Below are 23,953 nucleotides of genomic sequence, written 5' to 3' on the forward strand. Positions count from 1 at the left end.
TCAAGAAGGAAAATATGGATATAAATGAAAACAACAAACGCATGCTGGAATATAACTTTATTCCAGCATGCGTCATGAGCAAGCATTTATCTTTTTCGAGACTTGATAAATCCATCCACAGCATCCCAGGCTAATCCGATAATAAACAGAATAAGAATCCAGAAGGTGGACTGATTCCAAATCGCAGTTACCGTATCAAATGCCTCAGAACCAGCAGTAACCACACCAGCTTCTACTAATTGGTTCATAAATTCAGGATTCCAAAAATCAGGCCTGCTAATTATAAATAGTACTGCTGCCATAGAAACAGCATTCACAATGGTTGTATAAATGGCCAGCCTATATGTCCACTTTCCTTTAACGAGCTTGAGACATTCTTTGATGATTCCTGTCCCGAACACGAGAAGAATCAATAATAAATAGATGCCATAGGTTTGCTCATTTAAAAATGGAACAACACCATTGAATCCATCCCGAAATATCCAAACTCCAAAGTAGTCACTCGAAAAGGCAAGAAATACAATAATAATTGTGTAGAAAATAATTCCGATAATCGACTCACAGCGTTTGATCTGCCTTTTTTCATCTGGAATCGGCGGTAAATCAGAAGGCTTCCATTCCTGCCCCAGTAAATCTTTTTGCTTGTTTCCGTCATATAAATCGCCGATAGCAAACCAGAATGTCGTCCAGCCGAAAGCCATTGGCAGTACAGTAACTAATCTGACAATCATATCAACAAAATAATTTAAAATAGATACAGGGTCTAAAATCGTTTGGATGATAAATCCGATACCTATGGAGGCACTTATAACAATAAGAACAATTTTCAAGACTAATATATAGGAGTCGAAAAGCTCCGGACCAATCATATATTTCTTTGTGCCCCGATATTTATCAGCAAGCTCCCTTGGGCTTCCTAATTCTAACAATACTTCCTCTATATCACTTTCTTTCATGTCTTCCCGCTCAGTCCGCTCCTCCAGCATATCTTCAATTAACCCGCGCAGCTCATCAGCGATATCCTGACGCTGGGATGAAGGAAGCTTTTGGGTAACCGCATAAATATACCGATTAATTACCTCCATTTTCGTCACCTCTCTTAGGTTCTATTATCTGATCCAGGCTGGCAGCAATATTTTTCCATTCAACAACCAGTAAATCAAAAACTTCTTTTCCGGTTTGACTCAGGACATAATATTTCCTTGGCCTTGATTCATTCGTGTCCCATTTACTATCCAGAAGTCCTTGTTTTTCCAATCTTCTCAGCAATGGATATAACGTTCCAGGCTCCACATGTATCCCTTTTTCATTAAGCATTGTCACAAGTGAATATCCATATTGCGGCTCAGAAAGCTGGCTCAGCGCACCAATTGTAATGGTTCCTCTTCTCAATTCCAGCATGATTTTATCTAAATGTTCATTTGCATCAGCCATATCATCAACTCCTAAATTTATTATAGTGTATGACGCACACTATTGTAAAGTGCATATTAAAGTTTATTGCAAAATATTTATTGAGCACGTATCCGTTTTCATAAAAGGCAATCATTTATAAAAAAGTTTGATACAATTGGGTAGGTGGATTTGAGTTGTAATTATTATAAAAGCGAGCTATTTTAAGGAGGAATTTCTTTGGAATTTAAAACAGAAAGGTTATTCATCAGACCTTTTAATCAGGATGATTTACAGGATGTATTTCATATCTATCATAATGATGCTGCCTGTCAATATCTCTTGCATGATAAGTGGACACATGAAAATAAACAGCAGGAGTTTCATAGAAAGCTCAAGAATAATGTACTTACAAAAGAGACGCCTTTAAATTTGGCAGTAGTAAGCGATGGAAAAGTAATCGGTGATTTATCCGTATGGTATACAGAAATGAAGGATACTGTTGAAATTGGTTACAGCTTTTCTCAAGAGGCTTCGGGAAAAGGCTATGCAACAGAGGCTGTGAGAGGTTTAGTGAAGAAGTTGTTTACTACATTTGAAGTGCATCGTATACAGGCTAATCTAGATGCAAGAAATGAAGCATCTCAAAAATTATGTGAGCGTATCGGGATGAGAAAAGAAGCGCATTTCATTCAGGATTTCTGGAGTAAAGGGGAATGGACAGATAGTATTGTTTATGGGATGCTGCATTCAGATTTGGATTAGATGAATGTTTGGTATAATTTATAGTGACTAAATAAAAAAGAGGTGTCTTGATGGATAGTCCTATCTTAAAACAGATTGGAACGGTGTTTATTCCGGTTAGTAATATAGAAAAAGCAAGAGACTGGTATTGTGATATTTTAGGCTTAAAAGCAGATGGAAAAGTCCTTTTCGGTCATCTCTATGTTATCCCTATGGAGGGCACAGGGATTGTATTAGATAGTAAGATTTATGCAAAGAATAATATTTTAAAAACACCAGCATTTCATCTGAATACGAAAAGTATTGAAGAAGCATTTCAATATATGAAAAATAAAGACGTTCATTTGGTTACAGAGATAGAACATAATCATTATTTTAATTTTAAAGATCCTGATGGGAATATGCTGATGATTTGTGAATGTTAATTTAAAAAACAGAGGAACTGAACCAGGATTGGAACGATAAAAATAGAAGAATGAACTTGGTAAAAGCAAATCAAGTATTTCTCAGAATGACATGTTACAGTCAGGCAAAAGGAGCTGGATGGTTGTTAAATATCGGAGTAAGTTAAGAGCATACTCCGATATGATGCTTACGGAAAACTTCATGATTTAACCCGGTTCCAAAGGTAAAAAAGCATAATCGCCATCTCTAAGAACCTCTCCTTTACGGATGGAAATAGGATATTTAAAGACAGGACCATCTAATACCGTAGTATGGAATTCCCCGCCTTCTCCACAGGGATCGATACCGCGATCTTCAAGCTTCTTCACGTATTGATGGTCCAGCGTTCTTCCTAAATCATCTTCCCGCATACCAAGTGATACATTAACGGTTACAACAATAGCAACGAATCCCAAGTCAATGAATTCTTTGACAGCTTGACGGTGATCCATTTCCCATAAAGGCATTGCCAGCTTTAATCCAGCTTTTTTGGTAACCTCATCGTGCCAGCAGCCATGCGCAGGCATATCCAGGTCACCAGTAACTAAAACTTCCGCTCCCTGATTTTTCGCTTTTTCCAAAAGCTCTATAAATACCTTTTCATAATCTTCCCAGCTTGCAGCGGCAGTATATGCAGGTAAGCCAATTGATTCCGCTTGGGCATGTATAATCTCTGGCGGCATGCCGTGAGACCTGGAACGTTTTCCTTCTTCCTCCATCATTACAATCAGCCCGACAGCTTCCCCAACCTTCATCGATTTATAGAGAGCGAGGGAACCATCCTTTCCACCGCTGAAAGAAGTAATAAATTTATGATTGCGGGCATTATACTTCCAGTCCATTGATGCTGTCATTTATATTTTGCTCCTTTAGCGAATGACTTTTTCTTCCTTCATTTTATCATGTTTTTTATTTATTTTGATGTGAAGCTTTTCTTAACAAAATTTATGATAGAGCCGACTGCTCCAATGATTGTACCTAATGCGATGCCAGTTGTAATGCTGCTGAAGAATGCAAATGTACGGGCAATGGCATTTACTGCAGTTTGCGGCAGATTACTTAAATTACCTCCCAATTGAATAGGTGTATCCATAGTTATGTTCCATAAAATTTGGTGAACGATTGCTAAAAATATCCCATAGAAAAAGCCGATGAGTAATAGAGATAAAAAGGCTCTGTTTACATTTTTCAAAACGATATAAGCAATCCATATGATAATTGGTGCAAAAACGAGTATACTGTTTACCATACTGCCTTCTTCAATAATAGATAAATCGTGTAAAATCACTCGTGGGACACCTAGTAGCGAAAGTAATAGTAAAGTAAGCACAGATACACCTAGATAATCAGTTATTTTTTGAAAAGACATTGAGAAAACCCCTTTCTTGTTCGATATAACGATGTTTTATCTTGCTGTTTCATATAATAGGATGAATAGCTTAAAGAAATCGAAACGATTTATTAAATATTTATTAAATCGTATGTGAGGTGTAGTTTGGTGTGGAAAAATCTCCTTTTTGTGTTTAAGATGTTCTGCTAATTTTTCAAAAGAATACTTCACTAATTAAACCTGCTTATACTCTTAGTATTGTTCCTGCTGAAATATTATCTGTGAATATACTTGTTGAAAAGTGAGTATATGGGGTACGGGATTGCCGGGGTAATTGTGTTTTTACGGGAAGATAATCGTATTTTTCATACGTATTCAACTTATATGCGCGGGTTGGATATCCTGTTATTTCCTTTGAATTATCTTGATTTAACACTGCTGGGCCGTCAGTGAAATATAAATAACATAATTTATCAGAGGCTTGAATGATAGTTGTTTGCAGCGTATCATTCAAGCTCTTCTAAGCAATAAATCAATCGTTTGTTTAATCGTAAATGTACCGGTGGTTGTAAAGATGGAATAATAATTCTTGATTTTGATTAAATGTTGGTTAGGAATAAACAGCATATCTTCATTTTGCTTATACCTGAAATTATGGTATATTGGAAAATCAAGAACTTCTATGTTGAAAAATGAAAAGGCTTGTATACAGGAGGCTATACGTTGGACGAGAATGTATTCAATCAAATTGCAAAAAAATATGACACAGAAGATCGAAAACAGATTGCAGCTATCATTGCCGATGAGATAAAGAACACATTGACTGATAAGCAATACCGCTCTATCTTGGATTATGGCGGAGGGACAGGCTTAGTTACCTTTCAACTGGCAGATCAATTTGAAAAGGGCTGGCTGGTTGATTCCTCTCAGGAAATGATTCAAGTTGCTCAAGGTAAAATAGATCAGCAGCAATTAAAGCATTTCGAAGCAATAGAATGTAACTTAGCAGAAGAAGACAATTTGAATGTAAAAGCAGATGTCATTGTCTTATCCTTGGTTTTGCTGCATGTGCCAGATATTGTTCCGCTTCTGCAAAAATTAAGCAAGCTGCTCAATCCCAATGGTCTGTTTATCATTGTAGATTTTGATAAAAATGAAAAGATACAACACCCGAAAGTGCATAATGGTTTTACAGAAGCGGAAATAAATCAAGCATTAAATGATGCCGGATTTCGGGATATGAAAATGCATACTTTTTATCATGGAAGTAATATCTTTATGAACCAAGATGCGTCTTTATTTATTTCGACAAGTACAAGATGAATATAAAAAGGGCAAGGAGATGTTATTCTCGTTGCCCTTTAACGATATTACGGGATCTTTCTGTGATTTGGCACAGGTTCATCCAGATTTAGAAGGATGATATCTAAGTTCTTGTCACAGGTTTGTTCTTCCGATTAGCCACTCTGGATGCTCCGATTAATATGGCAATCCCCATAATTAAAAGACAGATACCAAGCCAAGCGGTTGTATTTAAGCTTTCTCCTAACAGGAATACTCCTAATAATGCTGCTGTTAAAGGCTCTGCCAAAGCAAGTGTTACCGCAGTCGAGGGAGAGACTTTAGCCAGCCCTTTGGCGAAAAAGAAATAGGCTATCCCTGTAGCTACAACCCCCAGTTGAATACTTACGCCGATACCCTGCAAGCTCGCCACCCATGACATATCAAAGATAAACAGAAATGGAGCGAGAAACATCGCACTGAGTGTAAAAACTACTGCCACAACATTTAAGGATGGGAATTTTTGAACCATATCTCTGCTGGCAAGGGTATAGCCGGCAAAGGAGAGCCCTGCACCTAAAGCCATTATGACACCGACAGGATCTACATAAGCGGATGCTCTGTTTACAAACAATAGAATACAGCCGGTAATGGATAGAAAAGTAGAGCACCACCAGATTCTTGAGGGGCGGGCTTTAAAAAATATCCATTCCAGGAGTCCCGATAAAATGGGCGCACTGCCGATTGCTACGACTGTTCCGATAGCCACGCCGGTGATGGTGACAGCAGAGAAAAATAACGGCTGATATAAAGCCATACTTAAAGCAGCCAGGATAGTAGCTTTCATTGGCCAATTTTTCAGCTCCATTTTGCCGAATAAGAGAACAAGAAATAATAAAAAAAGACCGCCGACTGCTAAGCGGATGGTGCCAATCGCAATGGGATGTGCACTTTCTGGTGCGAAAGCCTGTGTTGTCCCAGTTGTTCCCCACAGTACAGCAGTAAACAGGATAAGAAAAGCAGAAAATTTTCCTTGCATCGATTTCACTCCGAAATAAAAAGGATATAAACTCATCATAGAAAATTTCTGCTAAACTTTCTATACCAAGTTTCATATTTCTTTTATCCATTTTAAAGATCTCTATATTTTTTTGGTGCAAATCCCTTATGCCGGGTAAACCATCTTGTAAAGGAGGAAGCATTCTCAAAACCTAATTCCTCACTAATTCCGGATATGGACCATTCCGTTGAAAGTAATAAATGCTCAGCCTCTTCTAAACGCAGCTCTAAAATATATGCTTGCGGACTCTTGCTTGTTCTCTTCTTAAACCACTCTGAATAATAGACGGGGTGATAATGCTCTATTTTTGCCAGTGTTTCCAACCGAATCGGCTCCTTAAAATGTTTGTGAATATAGTCAATGGAAGGAGGGTTGGAAGTCTGCAGTTTTTTGGTTACATAGCGGGTTAAATCGGTTAAGGCAGATAAATTTTCCTTCGTGTCAACCTCTTCCAATAATAAATAGCGGATAGCTGTCCATTGTTTATCCAGCCTGATATGCATGCTTTTCGTATCACCGGGCAAATAACGCAGGGGTATATCCAATATTAGAAATTCGTTTCGGTCTACGGAGCGATAATGATGATGAAAATTTGGCGGCAGATAGAAGCCGTAATCCGGCTCAAGGTGAAGTTTCTGGTGATTTGTTTGGATATCAAGAGAGCCTTGCAGCGGGAAAAGAAACTGTCCAAATGTATGTTGATGAGATTGAAATTCTCTAGAATAGGATCTTTTTTCGCAGATGATTTGGTTGATTCTTTCCATTTTTTCTTCACCCTTCAGAGTTGAATTTAAGACATCTTATCATTAATTTGCGGTGAGGTAAATGAATTCACTAAAAAAATAAACCTTCTCGCTGTCTGCTTGTCTTTGATAAGAACCTCTATATTACTTCAGTTCCCTTTCTTCAAATAGATTAACTTCATAACGAAAATAGCTTATGATAGAAAATAAATATTTCATTTAGAAAGGACTGAACCATAATCGAATTACGACATTTAGAATACTTTTTAATGGTCAGCAAAGAGCTGCATTTTACAAAAGCGGCTGAAAAATTAGGAATTTCGCAGCCCACATTAAGTCATCAAATTAAAACGCTGGAACAAGAGGTGGGCTTTCCACTTTTCAACCGTGTCGGCAAGAAAATTGAGCTTACCAAGGCTGGGGAAATTGTTCAGCAGGAAGCCTTGAATGTTCAGGGATCGCTGCAAAGTATGACCTCTCAAATTGCTGCATTTACCAAAGCGGAAATAGGAGAATTGAAAATAGCTGTGCTGCCAGGAGAAATAACAGACTTGGTATCTACGTTATGTATTCATTTTAACCGTTTGTATCCGAATATTAAAGTAATCATTCAAACGACAGATGAAGTGGAACAAGCGGTGCTGGAAAATCGGGCTGATTTTGGTATTGGTTTTCATTTTGATCAACAGGATAGATTACAAGTAACAAAGCTGTATGAGGAAGAATTTTATCTCATAAGCAGTCACAGTGACGGAAGAAAGAAGGTTCCGTTTTCAGCCGTGTTTGATAGCCCGGTTATCTTATTTCCGAATCGGCATCAATGCAGAAAAATAATTGATAAAGCAAGCGCAGAAGCTGGTAGAAAGCTGGAGCCTATTGTAGAAACCTCCAGTATTGAAGCTATCTTGAACCTTGTCCATAACGGCATTGGTCATAGTGTCGTATCACGAACATTGTATGAATTTTATGGCACAGAGGATTTATTTTTTCAGCATATTGAACAACCGGCTTTGACAAGAGCAGTATATCTGGTCATGAAAAAGAATTGTTTTGTGAATTATCCGGCACGTAAGTATATGGAGCTGTTGATACGGGAAATCGAAAGACTGCGTTTCCATACAGAAGAGGAGGAAATTGCTTCTTTACAAAACACTTTATTATAGGTTTTATCTATTATTATGATAGAAATGATTGTATTGTTATATAGAAACAGTCCTTTTACAATGAGATTAAGCTAAAAATCAAATGGTAAGGGGGAGTTTAAATGATGATGCAAGAAGTAGCAGGTATTACAGTTCCGGATACGCAATTGGCAAAGGATGCAGCAGATATTCTAAGGGAGCATGGAAATGATCTATTGTGGAACCACTCTAATCGTGTATTCTTATTTGGAGCAGTCAATGGTAAGCAGGCGAAGCTGAATTATGATTTAGAGTTACTGTATATCAGTGCATTATTTCATGACTTAGGTTTAACAAAAGAGTACAGCAGTCCTGATTTACGTTTTGAGGTTGATGGTGCAAATGCTGCGAAAAGCTTTTTACAGCAATATAAAATTCCGGATGAATCTATTCAACTTGTATGGGATGCGATTGCATTACATACTACACCTGGAATTGCTGAGCATAAAGAATCCGAAGTAGCTCTCCTTTTCTCCGGTGTTGGTATGGATGTAATGGGAGATGGCTTTGAAGCATTTCCGGCTGATTTGCGGGAAGAGGTTATTAAGGCTTTCCCCCGCAATAATTTTAAAAAAGAAATTATCCCGGCGTTTTATGAAGGCTTTAAGCATAAGCCGGAAACGACTTTCGGCAATATGAAAGAAGATATTGTCCAGTATTTTCAGCCGGAATATCAAAATAAGAATTTCTGCAGCTGTATTTTACATTCACCGTGGTCGGAATAGTGGTGGAAAAAACAGGACATAAAGATTTTTGAATTCATTTTAACCCGGCATCGCTTTAGATATTTGTATCTGAAGAGATGCCTTTTGAATGTGTAATAAAGCTGTCGGGCTAATGTGTGACGGATTTAAAAGAAAAATTACGATTTCATTTAATGACAAGCTATCATTTATTATATTTACATACATACTGTACGTATGTTAAAATGTATCTAACTTATAATAAGGGGTGCAGAAAATGAAGCTAAACAGTTTTTACCCGGTAGTGATGACAAAGAAAGTAAGCGAAACCAGTACATTTTACGTCCAGCATTTTGGATTCTCTATTGTTTTTGATGCAGATTGGTATGTGAGCCTGAAGCAGGAAGAGACAGGTGCTGAACTGGCAATCCTTCAGGAAGATCATGGAACAGTGCCTTCTCCTTTTGGAAAGTCTGTTCAAGGATTAATCCTTAACTTTGAAGTGGAAAAAGTAGATGAACAATACGAGCAATTGATTAAGAAAAGCAAGCTGCCTTTACATCTCGATTTGCGTGATGAGGCATTCGGACAAAGGCATTTTATTACGAGTGATCCTAATGGTGTCTTGATCGATGTTATTACAGTGATTCCGCCTGATAAGTCCTTTCAGGATCATTATAAAGAGGAGATTGGAGAGCAGGAGTTGCCATGAGTGAATATATATCTTTAAAATACTATTTTGATAAAGAGCTGGCTCTCAGGCTTTCTGATTTAATCCAGCCGCAATATCCTGCTTTTTCTAAAACTGCTTTTGTGGATACCGTGACGGCAGAAGTAGAGAATAAAGAATTAAAGGCACGTGTTGAAGTCATAGCGGATGCTCTGAAGCAATATCTTCCAATGGATTATGAAAAAGCTTTGGCCGTCCTGTTAAACATTCTGGGACCAGAAAATGAAACAGAAGAAGGAATGTTTACGAAAGGTTATTTTCTAATGCCGGTTGCTTTCTTTGTTGAAAAGTATGGACTGGATCACTTTGATTTATCCTTTCACGCAATGTATGAAATAACAAAACGGCACACATCGGAGTACGCTATCAGACCATATTTAATGGCAGATATGGATCGTTGTATGGATTATTTCCAATATTGGATAAAGGACCCTAACCCGCACATCAGACGGTTGGTAAGTGAAGGGACACGACCGCGGCTTCCATGGGCTAAAAAGATGCCGCCATTAAAAAATGATGTCCAAAATAATTTATTTTTGCTGGAACAATTCATGTGTGACAAATCCCGTTATGTCCAAAAGTCTGTAGCTAACCATATCAATGATTTAACAAAAGAGAATCCGGAAGCAGTTCTGGAATGGATGCAGCAATATATTTCCGATAATAAGGATGTAAATCGCCAGATGATTAAAAATGGATTGAGAACTTTGATAAAATTAAAGGATAAACACGCATTGGCATTATTGCGTCAGGTGGAGTAAGGAGTGTATCTGGCATGAGAAAAAATAAAGCAGAAACAGAGCAAACGATACAAAATTTAATAAACATAGCACGACAGCATTTTACAGCACGCGGATATGCGGCCGCTTCTTTAGAAGAAATCGTCAAAGAAGCGGGTTTAACAAGAGGTGCTGTATATCATCATTTTCATAATAAGAAAGGGCTTTTTCTTGCCGTGTTTGAAGCAGTTCAAAAAGAAGTGGGCGATTATGTGGAAGCAGCTGCAGCCAAAAGGAAGGATAGCTGGGACCAATTAATCGGTGGGTGTCAGGCTTTTCTGGAAGGGGCAGTGGAATCACATAATCAGCGTATCCTTTTAATTGATGGACCAGCCGTATTAGGCTGGGATACCTTCCGAAAAATGGATGAAAAATATTCGATGAGTTCCTTAAGGGAACAGCTGCAGCATATGCAGGAACAAGGTTTAATAAAGCCTGTTTCGATAGAGGCATTGACACACTGTCTTTCTGGTGCGATGAATGAAGCGGTATTATGGATTGCTAATCACCTTGACCGGAAGGAAAACGTAATAGAAGAAGCAATGACTGTTTTACGGCACTTGTTAGAAGGAATGAGAAAAGAACAAGGCTGAATAACAATGAAGTTATTACTATCAGACAAAAAACAGGGAAGAAAAAGCAGTAAGAAGTTTATACGCCATTTGCTGCTTGAAGTTGCTATGCTTTTTAGATTAAAGAAGGAAAGAAACTAGTATCAAAGTTCCTTCCCTTCTTTGATTTAATCAGACTGTCGACTATTTTGCGGACTTGGACGAGATTGACTGCGTTTGTTTTTCCAAACACGGTTATTATTTTTTGTCTCTGGAAATTTTTCTCCAGCTTTCATCGAAATTTGCTGTGGATCTTCTACATTACTGCCGGTTTCACCAACTTCAATATAAATCCCATTGTTCGGAGCCTTCTCTCCACCTTTGAATTGACTAATTTCACCCATGATAGCTACCTCCTTATTCCGCTTCACCTATATTATGAGGTAATATAAGGGAAGCTATGAGTGGAAAAAACAGGGGAAGGATTCTTTTTTTCATTTTTGCTTAAGAAGAACATTTCATTTTTTAAAAGGGAATGGACTAGTCGAAATCCTTTCCATTCAACAGCGAAATGGCTATAATATACTCACCTGATTATCCATAGGAGGTTAAGATGTTTAAAATAAAAACATATCTATTCATTGCCGTCATTTTTATGGCTGTATTAACGTTAATCGGTTGTGGTGTACAGTCAGATGAAAACGAAACAGAAAATGAGCAGGAGACAGAATCAAGTGACCAGACAGGGGAGGAGGTGACAGCAACATTTCCGGACATCGAAGAAAACCCGGTAGTTACAATCACGATGGAGAATAAGGAAGAAATTATTATGGAACTATACCCTGAGATTGCCCCTAATACGGTAGCTAATTTTATATCTTTAATTGAAGACGGGTTTTATGACGGTGTTATTTTTCATCGTGTGATACCGGGTTTTATGATTCAAGGTGGAGATCCTGAGGGAACTGGTGCAGGAGGTCCCGGCTATTCCATCGCTGGCGAATTTAGTTCCAATGGATTTGAAAATGATTTAGAACATGAGCGTGGAATTCTATCTATGGCTAGAACGAATGCCCCGGACTCCGCTGGTTCGCAATTCTTTATTATGGTGGAACATTCTCCGCATTTGGATGGAGATTATGCCGCTTTTGGGAAAGTAATCGAGGGAATGGAAGTGGCTGATGCCATTGTTGCTGCTGAGCAGGATGCCCAAGACAAGCCATTAGAAGATCAAATAATCGAAACAATGACTGTAGATACGAAAGGATATGAATTTCCAGAGCCAGAAATTCAATAGATCAAGAGCCCATTCGAATTTTAAATGGGTTTTTTCTTTGCTTTATAGAAGCTGGTGAGTAAAAAGTGCAGAAAAAGCTTTCTTGACATGCAACCATATAGTTGCGTATAATAAATATATGATTTTTGATAAAGACGCTATATTCAAAGCACTCAGTGATTCAAATCGGCGACTGATGCTGGATGAACTGTCTGAACGTAAGGAGATGACGTTGTACGAACTTACTTCGCGACTGATCATGAAACATAACCTTTCTATTTCACGGCAAGCTATAGCGAAACACCTTGCCGTATTGGAAGAAGCAGGACTCGTAGAATCAAAAAGAAAAGGTAAATTTCGAGTACTTCAGTTCAACAACGAACCTCTGGAAAATTTGTTGAAAGGTTGGATCGATTAATTAGCTGGAAAATGTGAGGGCAGTTAGACTTATCTATAGTTGCCGATATTTAAGGAGGAAAATAAGATGGAAATTATTGTTACCAGTATATTTGTAGAAGATCAAGAAAAGGCTCTGCAATTTTATACCGACACACTTGGATTTATAAAAAAAGAGGATGAGCCTGCTGGAGAATTCAGATGGCTCACCGTTGTTTCTCCCGACAACCCAAATGGTGTGCAGCTTGTACTTGAACCAAATAACAATCCAATTGCCAAGGAATATCAGCAGAAGTTAGTGGCTGAGGGAATTCCGGCAACAATGTTTAGAGTAGAAGATGTTCACAAAGAGTACGAAAGACTAGTGGGCTTGGGTGTGGAATTTACGATAGAGCCGACAGAAATGGGTAACCTTACCTTGGCTGTTTTTGATGATACGTGTGGCAATTTGATGCAAATCGTTCAAATGTGAAATGAAAATTAAAAAAGGGACTTATTTTGATGCATTTTTTATCAAAATAAGTCCCTTTTTTTAACATTATATGCATGCCCGATAAAAAATTGAAAAAATAACCACTTGCCAGTTAATTTACATTAAACTTCCAGAGTGGTATCATATGTAGTATTCGACTTTTAAACATGAAATGAAACAGGAGAAGTAGTGCCGCCTGGCTAGCTAAAGGAAGTATGCAAAAAAGGGTTTCATTTTAAAGCAGAGATTAGAAATCCATTTGAAAATAGAAGCAATGCAAATCAAGAAAACAATGTCATTCCTGCATGATATAAATATTTAAATACGTTTATTTCTTTAAAAGTTGAGTTTATTTCATTCATATAGCATTTGCATATAGGCTTATCAATTAAAGGTACCTCTTCTGTTTGGCAGCTTTACGATTTCAGTAAACAAAAACCAGACGATGAGGTCTTTTTTAATTATTAGAATATTTATGTAAGAGCATCAATTTTTCCGATTTGATGCTGCAAGCATTTAGAGAAGCCCGTATTGTAAAAGCTGAATCAGTTTAAATATAGAAAGGAACAGGAAAGGTTATGGCAACAAAGAATTCACAAGAGATTTTGAGGAGTATTCCGCAAAAAGGTTTTTTCGGACATCCTAAAGGATTGTTTACATTATTTTTCACGGAGTTTTGGGAACGATTTTCATATTATGGTATGAGAGCGATCTTACTTTACTATATGTATTATGCGATAAAAGAAGGCGGTTTGGGTCTGGATAAAGGGACAGCCGCTTCCATCATGGCTATTTATGGTTCACTTGTATATATGTCAGGAATAATTGGCGGCTGGATTGCTGACCGATTACTAGGTACGAAGCGAACTGTCTTTTATGGCGGGCTATTGATTATGGCAGGTCATATTGCTTTAGCTTTTCCAGGAGGAGTTACAGCTCTATTTATATCGATGGGCTTAATTGTTATTGGTACAGGGCTGTTAAAACCAAACGTATCTAATATTGTTGGAGATTTATACGATAAAGAAGATCCGCGTACGGACGCCGGATTTAGTATATTCTATATGGGAATTAACCTGGGTGGTCTACTTGCACCTGTCATTGTCGGAACACTCGGGCAAAAGTATAATTTTCATCTTGGGTTTGGAGTAGCTGCAATCGGAATGCTGATCGGGCTGATTATTTTCTTAGCGACAAGAAAGAAATATCTAGGGCTGTCTGGGTCTTATGTGCCAAATCCACTTTCGCCAGAAGAAAAGAAATCTGTATTTCTGAAATTTGGAATCAGTACAGTAGTCATTGTTATTGCCGGTGCTATTCTTATTTCTAATGGTATTCTGACAATTGATCGTTTTATCATGCTGGTCAGTATTTTAGGAATAATCATTCCAGTTGTTTACTTTTTGGTCATGTATTTCAGTAAGAAAACAACTAAACAGGAACAAAAAAGTTTACTTGCTTATATCCCATTATTTATTGCAGCAATGATGTTCTGGGCGATCCAGGAGCAGGGAGCAGTTATCTTGGCACAATATGCAGATGAGCGTACAAGATTATCATTTGCCGGTTTTTCATTGCAATCCTCCTGGTTTCAATCATTGAATCCATTGTTTATTGTTCTGTTAGCGCCAGTATTTGCAGCACTATGGATGAAGCTTGGGAAAAGACAGCCATCTACGCATAAAAAATTCTCCTTAGGCTTGGTACTGGCTGGAGTATCCTTCTTAGTGATGATTATCCCTGCAATATACGCTGGTCCGAATGCACTTGTCAGCCCGGTATGGCTCGTTCTCAGCTTCTTGATTGTTGTGCTTGGAGAGTTATGTTTATCACCAGTTGGTTTAGCGGCAACAACAAGGATGGCTCCTGCTGCATTTTCGGCACAAACAATGAGTCTTTGGTTCTTGTCCAATGCTTCGGCACAGGCCATTAATGCGCAAATTGTTAAATTCTACAGTCCTGAAACGGAGATTCTTTATTTTGGAATAATTGGTGGGACTGCTGTCTTGCTTGGTGTTATTTTGTTTTTATTTGCTTCTGTATATAAGAGAAAAGTATAGGTTTAGACAGGGGCTGCTGCACAGTCAGTTATCTGATTGTGCAACAGCCCTTCTTTTTTCAAGAAGGTAGTGATCGTGTCTATTTTCATAGAAATTAACTGATCGATTACAGTATAATAAAGAACCATTCAAAATAAGTACAAACTATATTGAAGGTTTTGAATTTCCTGCCGCTGAACCTGAATAAGTTCCAATATTAATGGTATATTTAGTTTTATATTCACTATATGTTGTAGATTATAAGGAACTATATTTAATTATTGTAATTGTATTATTTGTCACATCATTAACTATGTTTAGTTTAATAAATTTATCTTATGTATCAAATAATAAAAATCAAAAGAATAATATGATTAAATCGTGATGTGGATAAGGTTACTTTTTTGAATTAAGCGCATAACAATTTTCAGTTACTCCTTATAGCTGAGATTTCTCCCTCCTGTACCTTAAAAGCTATATATTATAACCATAACACTTACTCTAGAGCCATGAAACTCAAAAACTTTTACGAGCAGATTTAGTTAATGGGCTTCTACATTGACCCAGAATCAGACTAGATTAAAAGTTTTATGAAAAAGCTAGTAAATAAGAGTGGTATCCACTCAATTGATGAGGGTACTACTCTTATTTACTACTGTTCTAGCAAGCTGTCAATCCTTCTTCACCCCAACAACCCGAATTCGCTTATAATCCGCAATCCACTGCCCCTTTTGATACAAAACTTCCCGCAGGTTATTTTCCACATCTGTCCTAACCTGTTCTTTTACATCCTCAGCTTGATTTTCAAAAATATTTCCACAGAACATTTCCATCCAATTTCGCAATCCTTTGTCCCCTTCTAAAGGTGTTGGTCTGTCGAAATACTGAGCAAATGTTACGTTAAACCCAGTTTCCTCCATCAATATTGCATACTCACCGATACTTGGAAAATACCAAGGGAATTGTTCCGATGTATAGGGGATTCCTGCTTTTTTCACCTGATCGATGATTTCATTCGTAATGATTTGAACATTATCTTTACCGCCAAACTCTGCAACAAATCTCCCACCAGGCTTCAGGCTGTTATAGATGTGCTGAAGTGCCTCCTTAGGTTGTTTAATCCAGTGAAGTGTTGTATTTGAGAAAACAGCATCAAAATCATTTTTGTATTCGAGCTCTAAAACATCTTTCGTCATAAATGTTATTTCTGGATATTTATTGTTTGCCTGATGCACCATGTTCTCCGATTTATCAACACCGATTACATTTGCACCATGCTGATAGATTTTATTTGCCAGGTCTCCTGTACCGCACCCCACATCAAGAATCTGCTCTCCTTCTACAGGGGATAGAAGCTCTAATAAATGATTTCCAAACGTAGATACAAATGAATGATTCCCATCGTACAAACCTGCATTCCACATATCTTTTACATGGTTCCTCATAGCTGCTCCTCCTTCAAATATAACACTGGATTCAATTTGCAATGGTTAATTGCATTATATTGAATTGAGCTTATAATTAAAAATAAAATAATTTGTGTGTTTTAATAACGATCTGTTATTAGTGATTAGAAGGAGAAGATTCAAAATGGATATTAGATGGTTAAAAAACCTTTGTGGTTTCAGCAGGGCTTGAGAATTTTAGAAAAGCCTCTGAGGAATTGTTTCTGACCCAGCCTGCGATTTCAAAGCATATCAAACGGCTGGAAGTTTTATTGCCTTTTTGAAGAATGCATTATAAAAGATTTGAAGCAGTTAATGGATTTCTGGCTGATTTCGCGGTAATAACAAAAAATTTGATACTGGTATGAATATTACCAGCATCCAATCTTGAGTAAGTCTGGTAATATAAATATACTAAACATACATGCCATTTTATCAGAAACAGGCGAGAAAACTCCCTCTTAAAGCGCATGAAGGGTATCACTCAGGCATAATCAATAGGTAAATATGGAGGACGAAATATGAGAGTCTATTTAGCAAGCCCGCTCTTTAACGAAAAAGAGATGGAGCCTTTAAAAGAAGTGGAACAAATTTTAGAGGAGAAAGGATTAAAGGTCTTTTCACCACGAAAAAATCAAATGGATCATTTGGAACCGGGAACGAGGCTGTGGTCGATGGAAACATTTACAAATGATAAAAAATTCATCGATTGGGCAGAAATAGTTGTTGGTATTTATCATGGCAATTATTCAGATAGCGGAACAGCATTTGAATTAGGTTATGCCTATGGAACAAATAAACCATTTATCGCAGTCCATCTAGGTGAGGACAGCAACTTAATGATACATGAAGGAGCCCATGCCAATCTCACCCTGGATGAGCTGCGAGAATATGATTTTGAAACAATGCCAAGCTCTTTCTACAATGGGAAAATGTTCTGATGAAGAATATGGATAATTATCTTATTGGCTGATAATGTATCAAACTGTAATAAAAAATCCTGTATATGCAGGATTTTTTTTGTTATAAAGAAATATTGTTGACATGAAACCATTTGGTGTTATATTATGAAATGAAACCAAAAGGTGTTATATGAAATGTGAAATGAGGAATATCGACATGGAAAAACTGAAAGATATAAAACAAACAACTACTTTTAATACTCCAATCAAGACGGTCTGGGATAAAGTATCCACATCAGAAGGGATGGCTGCCTGAAGTATCCACATCAGAAGGGATGGCTGCCTGGTTTATGCCAAATGATTTTGAAGCGATAGTGGGACATGAATTTACTATCCAATCACCATTTGGGCCGTCACCCTGTAAGGTATTAGAAGTAGATATGCCTAATAAAATATCTTTTGCCTGGGATATAGATGGATGGGTTGTTTCATTTATCTTAAAGGATTTAGGTGATCGGACAGAGTTTACACTTATTCATGGCGGCTGGAAAGAAGCAGAAGCAATTATCACCAAACCAAATGAGAAGAGCGATGTCATTAGAGAGAGAATGAATGAAGGCTGGAAAAACATTGTTGCTGAAAGACTGAGAAAGGTTGTTGAGGAGTAAATGTCAGCATTAAAAAAACATGATGTTTTCCAAGCTGTTGCAGATCCGACCAGAAGAGAGATTCTGCACCTGCTCTCCCATCAGAATTTAGCTATCTCAGAGATTACATCTCATTTTTCGATTACCCGAACAGCAGTGGTTAAGCACCTTACTATCCTGTCTGAGGCAAATTTGATTTCTGGAAAAAAGAATGGCAGAGAAAAAATTTACCATTTACATCCAGAGCCATTAATGGAGATAAAAGATTGGATTTCTTATTTCGAGCAGTTCTGGGATAATAAATTGTCTATGCTGAAATTTTTGGTAGAGAATGAGGAAGATAAGAAAGAATAGTCATTTTTGGAGAATAAGCCGTTATGAATGGAACAATAATTACCTCTTTTTACCTCTCTTTTTGTCGATAGATTTCCCTAAAAAGCAGGAATTATTGAGCTGAGCAGAGAAAGAATAGTTAAGCTCTAAAAATATAACTCCTGGGAGGGGAAGCAATTGGACTTTCATCAGGCTTTGGAAAGACATATGCAGGCCATGACACAAAAGGATATGAAGAGCTTTGCAGATACGATTCATCGGAAAGATGTCACGCTTATTTTGCCAAATGGGAAGCTTATTCAAGATCGGGAAGAATTCATTCAGTTTAATCAGGACTGGTTTTCAGATCCAGATTGGAAAATGACTTATGATCTGGTCAAGACAAGGGAATCAGAGGGCATGGCATTTGCATTACTGCTTATTCATTATGATGATTTAGATGAAAACGGAAATCCTTATCATCAGGATTATTATCTCCATCTCGTATTTGAAAAGGAAAAGGATGAATGGCTCCTGATCTATGATCAAAATACGTTTATACAATAATAGAATGATAGCTCCCGTTATTTCTTAGTGAGAGAGATTAGAGAAACAGTCTCCTTGAGCGGCAGAAGACTGTTTCTGCCATGTTACCCTTAAAAATGAGCTGTTTTCTTCCATTTGACAATTGCCTTGTTACCGGTTTATTCAGCTTGCTCACTATATGCTTTAAAATTATCTAATATCGCCTGCCAGCCGCTTTGCTGCATCTCTATCGAATTCTCAGCTTCTGCTTCAAAAGCTTCTGTAATCTTGGTCTCTTTTCCTTGATCAGCAAAAGTAATGCTGACTTTTCGTCCATCGCCAAGTGTATAAGAAATAAATTCATTTACACGCACTTCATCATATACACCACCAAAATCAAATCCAAAGCTTCCATCCTTGGCTTCCATTCTTGTTGTGAATTTTCCGCCAGCTCTTAAATCATTTTCAGCATGTGGTGCATGCCATTCGTCTGAAGCAAAAGACCACTTTGTTATATGCTCCGGCTCTGTCCAATGCGCCCATACTTTCTCAACAGGTGAATGGACAATTGTTTCAATAGTTATCCATTCTGGTTTATCTGCTCCCATTAAAAGACCTCCTAATCGTAATTTAGAGTCTATCAATACTTATAATACCATGTTGTTTATTATAAGTGTCTTTTTATTGTTATTTTTATCGTCAGAATATGTGATAAGATAATTATCTATAAAAGATTCGTTGCAGCTGGATGAAGGAGACATTATCAGATAAGAGATTCAACTTTCAGCGCAGCATATATATTTGAAATAATTATCATGAAAGGAAGAAAATGATGATAAGAGAAGCAACTCTGAAAGATTTAGCAGATATTTTAGAAATTTATAATGATGCCATCCTCCATTCTACCGCTGTATATACATATAAGCCGCAGACATTGAAAAATAGGCAGGACTGGTATAAGCAAAAAAAGGATGCAGGCTACCCAATTTTAGTAAGCGAACAGGATGGAAAAGTAGCAGGCTTCGCAACGTTTGGTCCTTTTAGAGATTGGCCGGCTTATAAATATACTATTGAGCATTCCGTCTATGTAGATAAAGGATATCGGAAGCAGGGGATTGCCAGCTCTTTAATGAAAGAAATTATTGCTATTGCGAGGGAAAGAGAATACATGACAATGATTGCCGGAATCGATGCAGCAAATGAGAAAAGCATTGCCATGCATGAGAAATTTGGTTTTGTGCATGCAGGAACTATCAAAAATGCCGGCTTTAAATTTAATCAATGGAGAGATTTAGCTTTTTATCAATTAGAGCTTGGCGGACCGGAACAACCAATAGAAAGATAGTGATATTTTGAACGTGTTAAAATCATAGGGCAATATATTTTATGGTGCTTCTTACGATAAAAAGAAACGTATTTTTATGTAATCACATTTGATCTAAGTGTTTAACTTAATTCAAGTGTGATTTTATTTTTATTTTAAATAAGTGCGTCCTATCTGAAATTCATTACATTTGTAACTATTCCTGCTAAAGCTCTCCTGCAATAATAAAACCATAAGAGAAAAACAATTAATAATGGGAGGTTATTGCATGACCATTGTATATATGAAAGACATTGTAAAGAGGTACGGTTCTTTCCGGGCGCTGGATCATGTTGATCTGGAAATAGAAGAGGGAACTATCCTCGGGTTACTCGGGCCGAATGGAGCTGGTAAGACGACACTGATTCATTCACTGGCAGGGTTAATAAAAATAGATTCTGGTGAAATTTATTTATTCGGAAAAAAACTGAATGAAAATATCATGGAATTGAAGCGGCAAATTGGTTTGGTAACACAGGAAGTAACGGTGTTTGAGGACTTAACTGCCCGTGAAAATCTGGAGTTCTTCGGCGGTATTTATGGTCTGAGAGGTGCGGAATTAAAACAGCGTGTGAATGAAACGCTGTCCTTTGTCGGGTTGACGGACAAAGCGAAAAGTCTGCCTACTAAATTTTCCGGCGGGATGAAGCGCCGTCTGAATATTGCTTGTGCCCTGGTTCATAGACCAAAACTGTTGATTATGGATGAGCCGACTGTGGGAATTGACCCGCAATCGAGAAACTATATTCTAGATTCGGTTCGCAAGCTGCAACAGCAGGGAACAACCATTTTATATACAACGCACTATATGGAAGAAGTTCAAACGATTGCTTCCCAAATAGCTATTATGGATCGGGGGCATGTTATTGCCAAAGGGACACTGGATGAACTGATTGAAAATATACAGCATGAGGAAAGAATAGAGTTGGAAGTAGTTAATGAACCTACGAGTGAGCTTTTAGTGGAACTCGAAAACCTGAATGGAGTAAAACAAGTGACACAGGATAGCAAGAATATCCAGGTAGTATCCAGCGGTGGTGCAGAAAATGTCGATAATGTACTAGAGATTATTAAAAAGGCAGGAGGAGTTCGTTCCGTGTCTGCTAAGAAACTAACCCTGGAAGATGTATTTCTTACGTTGACCGGGAAAACCCTTCGAGATGGGGAGGAGGATTAACATGCTGCTCAGGTCTATTTATTATTCTTTGCGACGGATGCTCCGTGGTTATGTCGGTTATGTTATTTTAATCCTGCTTCCTTTAGCAATTATCACGGTAAATGGCTTTGCAGCGGCAGGTGATGGTATTGTGGTTGGGGACGAACATGGACGATCAGGGATGGAGGTGATTTCAGTCGGGATAATTATCGCCTTTCAGCTTGTTGGAGGGTTTTATACGATGGAAACGATAAAAGCCGATCTATTTTCAGAAAAAAGATGGCGCATGCTTTCCTTGCCGTATCCGATATATATACATGCTATTTCCATCTTGATAAGTAGTGTCCTGTTCAGTGTGCTGAATGGAAGCATTATGGTGCTGTTCACCTACTGGGTATTTGATGTGAATTGGGGTAATATGGGCTGGGTTATCCTTGTTCTGATGCTCGTTTCACTCGTTTCCCAGCTTGTATTCCTGATAGCTGTTACGGTAATAAAGAGATACAAAATTGCGGAATTTATTGGTTATGCGTACCTTTTTCTCTTTATGATTTTGTCAGGCTATCTATTTATTCCGGTTCCTGATATTGCACTCATTGATTGGATCAATCAATATATCAATCCGTTAACACTTGGGGAGACAGCGATTATTTATCAAATGCAGGGACAGGAAATGAGTGAGGTATATCGAAGTACAGGAATGTTATTCGCCATTTCGGTTTTATTGATAGCATTCATGGTGCTGTTCGGGAGGAGGAGGTATACATGACCATCTTCTTCTTTGCGATTAAGCGATGCTTCCGAAATGTAATGAATATTATCTTCTTATGTGTTCTGCCGATTCTTGTTATTTTGATGCCTGATGAAGAGTGGCTGCCATTACCTTTAGGCTTTCAAATGTATGGCGTTATCCTGCTTTTCGCAGCCGGGCGAATCGTCAGTATTATGATGGATGATCGGGCTAAAGGGATTTTGACAAGGGTTGGAATCTCTCCAATAACACATTTACAGTATCTCTGGCAAAACCTGCTGGCGTACTCTCTTATCCTTATCGTACAGGTGGGGCTGGTCATTATTGCCGGCAGTTTATATGGACATGATTTAATTCACCCATTTTTATTATTTGTAGTGTATTCGTTATTTGCCTTAACAGCAATTGGGTTTTCGCTCGCCTGGTTTTCCCTGTTTAGACATAAAGAGACCGCCTTTGCAGTTCTGATTGGAATGGTTTTTCTGATGGCAATGGCTGGAGGAATGCTTTGGCCGCTGGATATGATGCCCGAACTCATGCAACGATTTGCGATGCTGCTCCCTACTTATTGGCTGGCAGAGTCGATAACCATTGTGGCAAGTCAAGGGGATATATCTGAGCTGCTTATTCCCTTTGCGATGCTGCTGCTGTTCACGATAGCTTTTCTTATCATTGGCAGTAAAAGACGTCTTGCGTAGTTTTATATTGCTGGAATGTGTTTCAATTGGATGATCAGGGTAGAAATATATTTTTCAAATCCATGTGCATACTTTAATGAAAAAGGGAGAGAGCAAGCAGATGAAGAATGGTAAATATCATTGGGTTGTATACACCGGGTTTATTCTTATTGGAGCTGCAGCAGTCTGGATTATTATCCAAAACAGCGGGATGATTCAAACAAGTGCTGACCATGACATGACGATCCCTTTTTGGCATAACTGGGTAATTTCAGGTGTGCTGGTTCTCCTGATAGCTGTATTAGGGAAATCTTCTCAAAATAACCCGTTTATCCATGCAAATAAGAAGATGCTGATACAGCAAACAGGTATCTTGACGGCTGCTGCCCTTCTTTTTGTTGTTGGTTTGCTAATCGTTCCGAATGAAAATGTCTTTACCTATTTTCCCGTTTTTAAAATCGTGCTTTTCTTAATTGTACCGATCATGATGTTCAACCTGTATACAGAGAAAAATCCGCATTATAAAGATTTAACTAAAAAAACTTCCTTCTTGAAGGATAACCAATGGTTTTATCCGCTGCTTATAACAGTAGCTTGGATTGTTCTATACTTCTTTAGCCCGGTTGCCATGCCTCAAGCACCTGAATATGAGACGGGATTATATATGTTAATCATTGGCGCTTTTCTTTCTTTCCTGATAAACAGTGTGTTAGAGGAACTTTTTTATAGAGTATGGCTACAAACAAGACTGGAAGCCTTACTTGGTACCTGGCCGGCTATTATGGTCACTGCTTTGCTCTGGGCAGTATGGCATATGGCCATTCAAGGCGGGATTTCCCCTGATATTGCATTTTCCAATGTGCTGGTGAATCAAGGTGTAATGGGATTGTTTTTAGGATTTTTATGGGCAAAGTATCGAAATGTTTGGGTTCTAATTATTATTCATGGGCTGATAAATCTGCCATTGCAGATTATTACTGCATTATTCGCCACAGGATGAGACAATCGTCGCTCGCTGAACGAAAAAAGCATGCGGTTTTCTGTCACTGCTTCACATGGTAAACTTAAACTGAA

31 protein-coding genes and 1 pseudogene are annotated in these 23,953 nt (G+C 37.9%); 23 read left to right on the forward strand and 9 right to left on the reverse strand.

The window, feature by feature from the left end:
• Nucleotides 1–86 precede the first annotated feature (86 nt).
• Entirely contained in the window at nt 87–1,085 is a 999-nt protein-coding gene (locus FLK20_RS05345; protein ID WP_152655527.1) for an HAAS signaling domain-containing protein, read from the reverse strand.
• Nucleotides 1,072–1,434, reverse strand: coding sequence for a PadR family transcriptional regulator (locus tag FLK20_RS05350; RefSeq protein ID WP_152655528.1), 363 nt, complete (start codon nt 1,432–1,434; stop codon nt 1,072–1,074). Before FLK20_RS05350 ends, FLK20_RS05345 begins: the two co-directional genes overlap by 14 nt.
• A gap of 198 nt (nt 1,435–1,632) precedes the next feature.
• Here FLK20_RS05350 and FLK20_RS05355 point away from each other — a divergent pair, with 198 nt between their 5' ends.
• Both FLK20_RS05355 and FLK20_RS05360 read left to right on the forward strand, forming a co-directional pair.
• Nucleotides 1,633–2,157 carry a GNAT family N-acetyltransferase gene (locus tag FLK20_RS05355; RefSeq protein ID WP_152655529.1) on the forward strand — a complete coding sequence of 175 codons (525 nt, stop codon included), beginning with the start codon at nt 1,633–1,635 and terminating at the stop codon, nt 2,155–2,157.
• Between the two features lie 50 nt (nt 2,158–2,207).
• On the forward strand, nt 2,208–2,561 hold the full coding sequence (locus tag FLK20_RS05360; RefSeq protein WP_152655530.1) for a VOC family protein: 354 nt from the start codon (nt 2,208–2,210) through the stop codon (nt 2,559–2,561).
• Nucleotides 2,562–2,747: 186 nt separating this feature from the next.
• On the opposite strand, the gene FLK20_RS05365 is transcribed toward FLK20_RS05360, so the two are convergent.
• On the reverse strand, nt 2,748–3,434 hold the full coding sequence (locus FLK20_RS05365) for a Dph6-related ATP pyrophosphatase (protein WP_152655531.1): 687 nt from the start codon (nt 3,432–3,434) through the stop codon (nt 2,748–2,750).
• 59 nt (nt 3,435–3,493) lie between these two features.
• Nucleotides 3,494–3,949 (reverse strand): hypothetical protein, encoded by a 456-nt coding sequence (locus FLK20_RS05370; protein ID WP_152655532.1) that lies wholly within the window; start codon nt 3,947–3,949, stop codon nt 3,494–3,496.
• Between the two features lie 255 nt (nt 3,950–4,204).
• Between FLK20_RS05370 and FLK20_RS05375 the strand changes: the two genes are divergently transcribed.
• Complete coding sequence (locus FLK20_RS05375) at nt 4,205–4,363, forward strand: DUF899 family protein (protein WP_227994858.1); 159 nt, start codon at nt 4,205–4,207, stop codon at nt 4,361–4,363.
• 270 nt (nt 4,364–4,633) lie between these two features.
• Nucleotides 4,634–5,233, forward strand: a complete 600-nt coding sequence (locus tag FLK20_RS05380) for a class I SAM-dependent DNA methyltransferase (protein WP_152655533.1) — start codon at nt 4,634–4,636, stop codon at nt 5,231–5,233.
• A gap of 103 nt (nt 5,234–5,336) precedes the next feature.
• On the opposite strand, the gene FLK20_RS05385 is transcribed toward FLK20_RS05380, so the two are convergent.
• Both FLK20_RS05385 and FLK20_RS05390 read right to left on the reverse strand, forming a co-directional pair.
• Entirely contained in the window at nt 5,337–6,230 is an 894-nt protein-coding gene (locus FLK20_RS05385) for an EamA family transporter (RefSeq protein WP_152655534.1), read from the reverse strand.
• Nucleotides 6,231–6,322: 92 nt separating this feature from the next.
• A complete protein-coding gene (locus FLK20_RS05390) occupies nt 6,323–7,015 on the reverse strand; it encodes a helix-turn-helix transcriptional regulator (protein ID WP_194165535.1) in 693 nt (230 codons plus the stop codon).
• Nucleotides 7,016–7,233: 218 nt separating this feature from the next.
• Between FLK20_RS05390 and FLK20_RS05395 the strand changes: the two genes are divergently transcribed.
• The 5 genes from FLK20_RS05395 to FLK20_RS05415 all read left to right on the forward strand — a co-directional run bounded on the left by FLK20_RS05395 (nt 7,234) and on the right by FLK20_RS05415 (nt 10,960).
• Nucleotides 7,234–8,157 carry a LysR family transcriptional regulator gene (locus FLK20_RS05395; RefSeq protein WP_227994878.1) on the forward strand — a complete coding sequence of 308 codons (924 nt, stop codon included), beginning with the start codon at nt 7,234–7,236 and terminating at the stop codon, nt 8,155–8,157.
• Nucleotides 8,158–8,261: 104 nt separating this feature from the next.
• Nucleotides 8,262–8,900, forward strand: coding sequence for an HD domain-containing protein (locus FLK20_RS05400; RefSeq protein ID WP_152655808.1), 639 nt, complete (start codon nt 8,262–8,264; stop codon nt 8,898–8,900).
• Nucleotides 8,901–9,135: 235 nt separating this feature from the next.
• Entirely contained in the window at nt 9,136–9,570 is a 435-nt protein-coding gene (locus FLK20_RS05405; RefSeq protein WP_152655536.1) for a VOC family protein, read from the forward strand.
• Nucleotides 9,567–10,349: a DNA alkylation repair protein gene (locus FLK20_RS05410; protein ID WP_152655537.1), complete on the forward strand. Its 783-nt coding sequence runs from the start codon at nt 9,567–9,569 to the stop codon at nt 10,347–10,349. The genes FLK20_RS05405 and FLK20_RS05410 overlap by 4 nt, the downstream gene beginning before the upstream one ends.
• Before the next feature lie 14 nt (nt 10,350–10,363).
• Entirely contained in the window at nt 10,364–10,960 is a 597-nt protein-coding gene (locus FLK20_RS05415) for a TetR/AcrR family transcriptional regulator (RefSeq protein WP_152655538.1), read from the forward strand.
• Between the two features lie 146 nt (nt 10,961–11,106).
• On the opposite strand, the gene FLK20_RS05420 is transcribed toward FLK20_RS05415, so the two are convergent.
• Nucleotides 11,107–11,322 (reverse strand): YjzC family protein, encoded by a 216-nt coding sequence (locus tag FLK20_RS05420; RefSeq protein WP_152655539.1) that lies wholly within the window; start codon nt 11,320–11,322, stop codon nt 11,107–11,109.
• Nucleotides 11,323–11,531: 209 nt separating this feature from the next.
• On the opposite strand from FLK20_RS05420, the gene FLK20_RS05425 reads away from it, so the two are divergent.
• From FLK20_RS05425 to FLK20_RS05440, 4 genes are all read left to right on the forward strand, one after another.
• Nucleotides 11,532–12,215 carry a peptidylprolyl isomerase gene (locus tag FLK20_RS05425; RefSeq protein WP_152655540.1) on the forward strand — a complete coding sequence of 228 codons (684 nt, stop codon included), beginning with the start codon at nt 11,532–11,534 and terminating at the stop codon, nt 12,213–12,215.
• Between the two features lie 118 nt (nt 12,216–12,333).
• The gene (locus FLK20_RS05430) at nt 12,334–12,612 is read left to right on the forward strand and encodes an ArsR/SmtB family transcription factor (RefSeq protein ID WP_152655541.1); all 279 of its coding nucleotides are present in this window, start codon (nt 12,334–12,336) and stop codon (nt 12,610–12,612) included.
• A 66-nt stretch (nt 12,613–12,678) separates the two neighbouring features.
• Nucleotides 12,679–13,062 (forward strand): VOC family protein, encoded by a 384-nt coding sequence (locus FLK20_RS05435; protein WP_152655542.1) that lies wholly within the window; start codon nt 12,679–12,681, stop codon nt 13,060–13,062.
• Nucleotides 13,063–13,640: 578 nt separating this feature from the next.
• Complete coding sequence (locus FLK20_RS05440) at nt 13,641–15,122, forward strand: peptide MFS transporter (RefSeq protein WP_152655543.1); 1,482 nt, start codon at nt 13,641–13,643, stop codon at nt 15,120–15,122.
• Nucleotides 15,123–15,772: 650 nt separating this feature from the next.
• On the opposite strand, the gene FLK20_RS05445 is transcribed toward FLK20_RS05440, so the two are convergent.
• Nucleotides 15,773–16,546 (reverse strand): class I SAM-dependent methyltransferase, encoded by a 774-nt coding sequence (locus FLK20_RS05445; protein ID WP_152655544.1) that lies wholly within the window; start codon nt 16,544–16,546, stop codon nt 15,773–15,775.
• A 173-nt stretch (nt 16,547–16,719) separates the two neighbouring features.
• On the opposite strand from FLK20_RS05445, the gene FLK20_RS05450 reads away from it, so the two are divergent.
• The 5 genes and pseudogenes from FLK20_RS05450 (at nt 16,720) to FLK20_RS05470 (ending at nt 18,974) form a co-directional block, all read left to right on the forward strand.
• Nucleotides 16,720–16,830, forward strand: coding sequence for a helix-turn-helix domain-containing protein (locus FLK20_RS05450; protein ID WP_370453166.1), 111 nt, complete (start codon nt 16,720–16,722; stop codon nt 16,828–16,830).
• Between the two features lie 237 nt (nt 16,831–17,067).
• Complete coding sequence (locus FLK20_RS05455) at nt 17,068–17,487, forward strand: nucleoside 2-deoxyribosyltransferase (RefSeq protein WP_152655545.1); 420 nt, start codon at nt 17,068–17,070, stop codon at nt 17,485–17,487.
• Between the two features lie 178 nt (nt 17,488–17,665).
• Nucleotides 17,666–18,116: pseudogene (locus FLK20_RS05460) on the forward strand (SRPBCC family protein).
• The gene (locus FLK20_RS05465) at nt 18,117–18,449 is read left to right on the forward strand and encodes an ArsR/SmtB family transcription factor (protein ID WP_152655546.1); all 333 of its coding nucleotides are present in this window, start codon (nt 18,117–18,119) and stop codon (nt 18,447–18,449) included.
• Nucleotides 18,450–18,605: 156 nt separating this feature from the next.
• The gene (locus tag FLK20_RS05470; protein ID WP_152655547.1) at nt 18,606–18,974 is read left to right on the forward strand and encodes a YybH family protein; all 369 of its coding nucleotides are present in this window, start codon (nt 18,606–18,608) and stop codon (nt 18,972–18,974) included.
• Nucleotides 18,975–19,111: 137 nt separating this feature from the next.
• Here FLK20_RS05470 and FLK20_RS05475 read toward each other — a convergent pair whose 3' ends face one another.
• The gene (locus FLK20_RS05475; RefSeq protein ID WP_152655548.1) at nt 19,112–19,540 is read right to left on the reverse strand and encodes an SRPBCC family protein; all 429 of its coding nucleotides are present in this window, start codon (nt 19,538–19,540) and stop codon (nt 19,112–19,114) included.
• A gap of 224 nt (nt 19,541–19,764) precedes the next feature.
• Between FLK20_RS05475 and FLK20_RS05480 the strand changes: the two genes are divergently transcribed.
• From FLK20_RS05480 to FLK20_RS05500, 5 genes are all read left to right on the forward strand, one after another.
• The gene (locus FLK20_RS05480; RefSeq protein ID WP_152655549.1) at nt 19,765–20,277 is read left to right on the forward strand and encodes a GNAT family N-acetyltransferase; all 513 of its coding nucleotides are present in this window, start codon (nt 19,765–19,767) and stop codon (nt 20,275–20,277) included.
• A gap of 247 nt (nt 20,278–20,524) precedes the next feature.
• On the forward strand, nt 20,525–21,472 hold the full coding sequence (locus FLK20_RS05485) for an ABC transporter ATP-binding protein (protein WP_152655550.1): 948 nt from the start codon (nt 20,525–20,527) through the stop codon (nt 21,470–21,472).
• Between the two features lies 1 nt (nt 21,473).
• Nucleotides 21,474–22,220 carry an ABC transporter permease gene (locus FLK20_RS05490; RefSeq protein ID WP_194165536.1) on the forward strand — a complete coding sequence of 249 codons (747 nt, stop codon included), beginning with the start codon at nt 21,474–21,476 and terminating at the stop codon, nt 22,218–22,220.
• A complete protein-coding gene (locus FLK20_RS05495) occupies nt 22,217–22,900 on the forward strand; it encodes an ABC transporter permease (protein WP_152655552.1) in 684 nt (227 codons plus the stop codon). The genes FLK20_RS05490 and FLK20_RS05495 overlap by 4 nt, the downstream gene beginning before the upstream one ends.
• A 100-nt stretch (nt 22,901–23,000) precedes the next feature.
• Nucleotides 23,001–23,879 (forward strand): CPBP family intramembrane glutamic endopeptidase, encoded by an 879-nt coding sequence (locus FLK20_RS05500; RefSeq protein WP_194165537.1) that lies wholly within the window; start codon nt 23,001–23,003, stop codon nt 23,877–23,879.
• Nucleotides 23,880–23,953: the final 74 nt, after the last annotated feature.

The sequence above is a fragment of the Oceanobacillus sp. CFH 90083 genome, assembly GCF_009389585.1.
Lineage (GTDB): Bacteria > Bacillota > Bacilli > Bacillales > Amphibacillaceae > Oceanobacillus.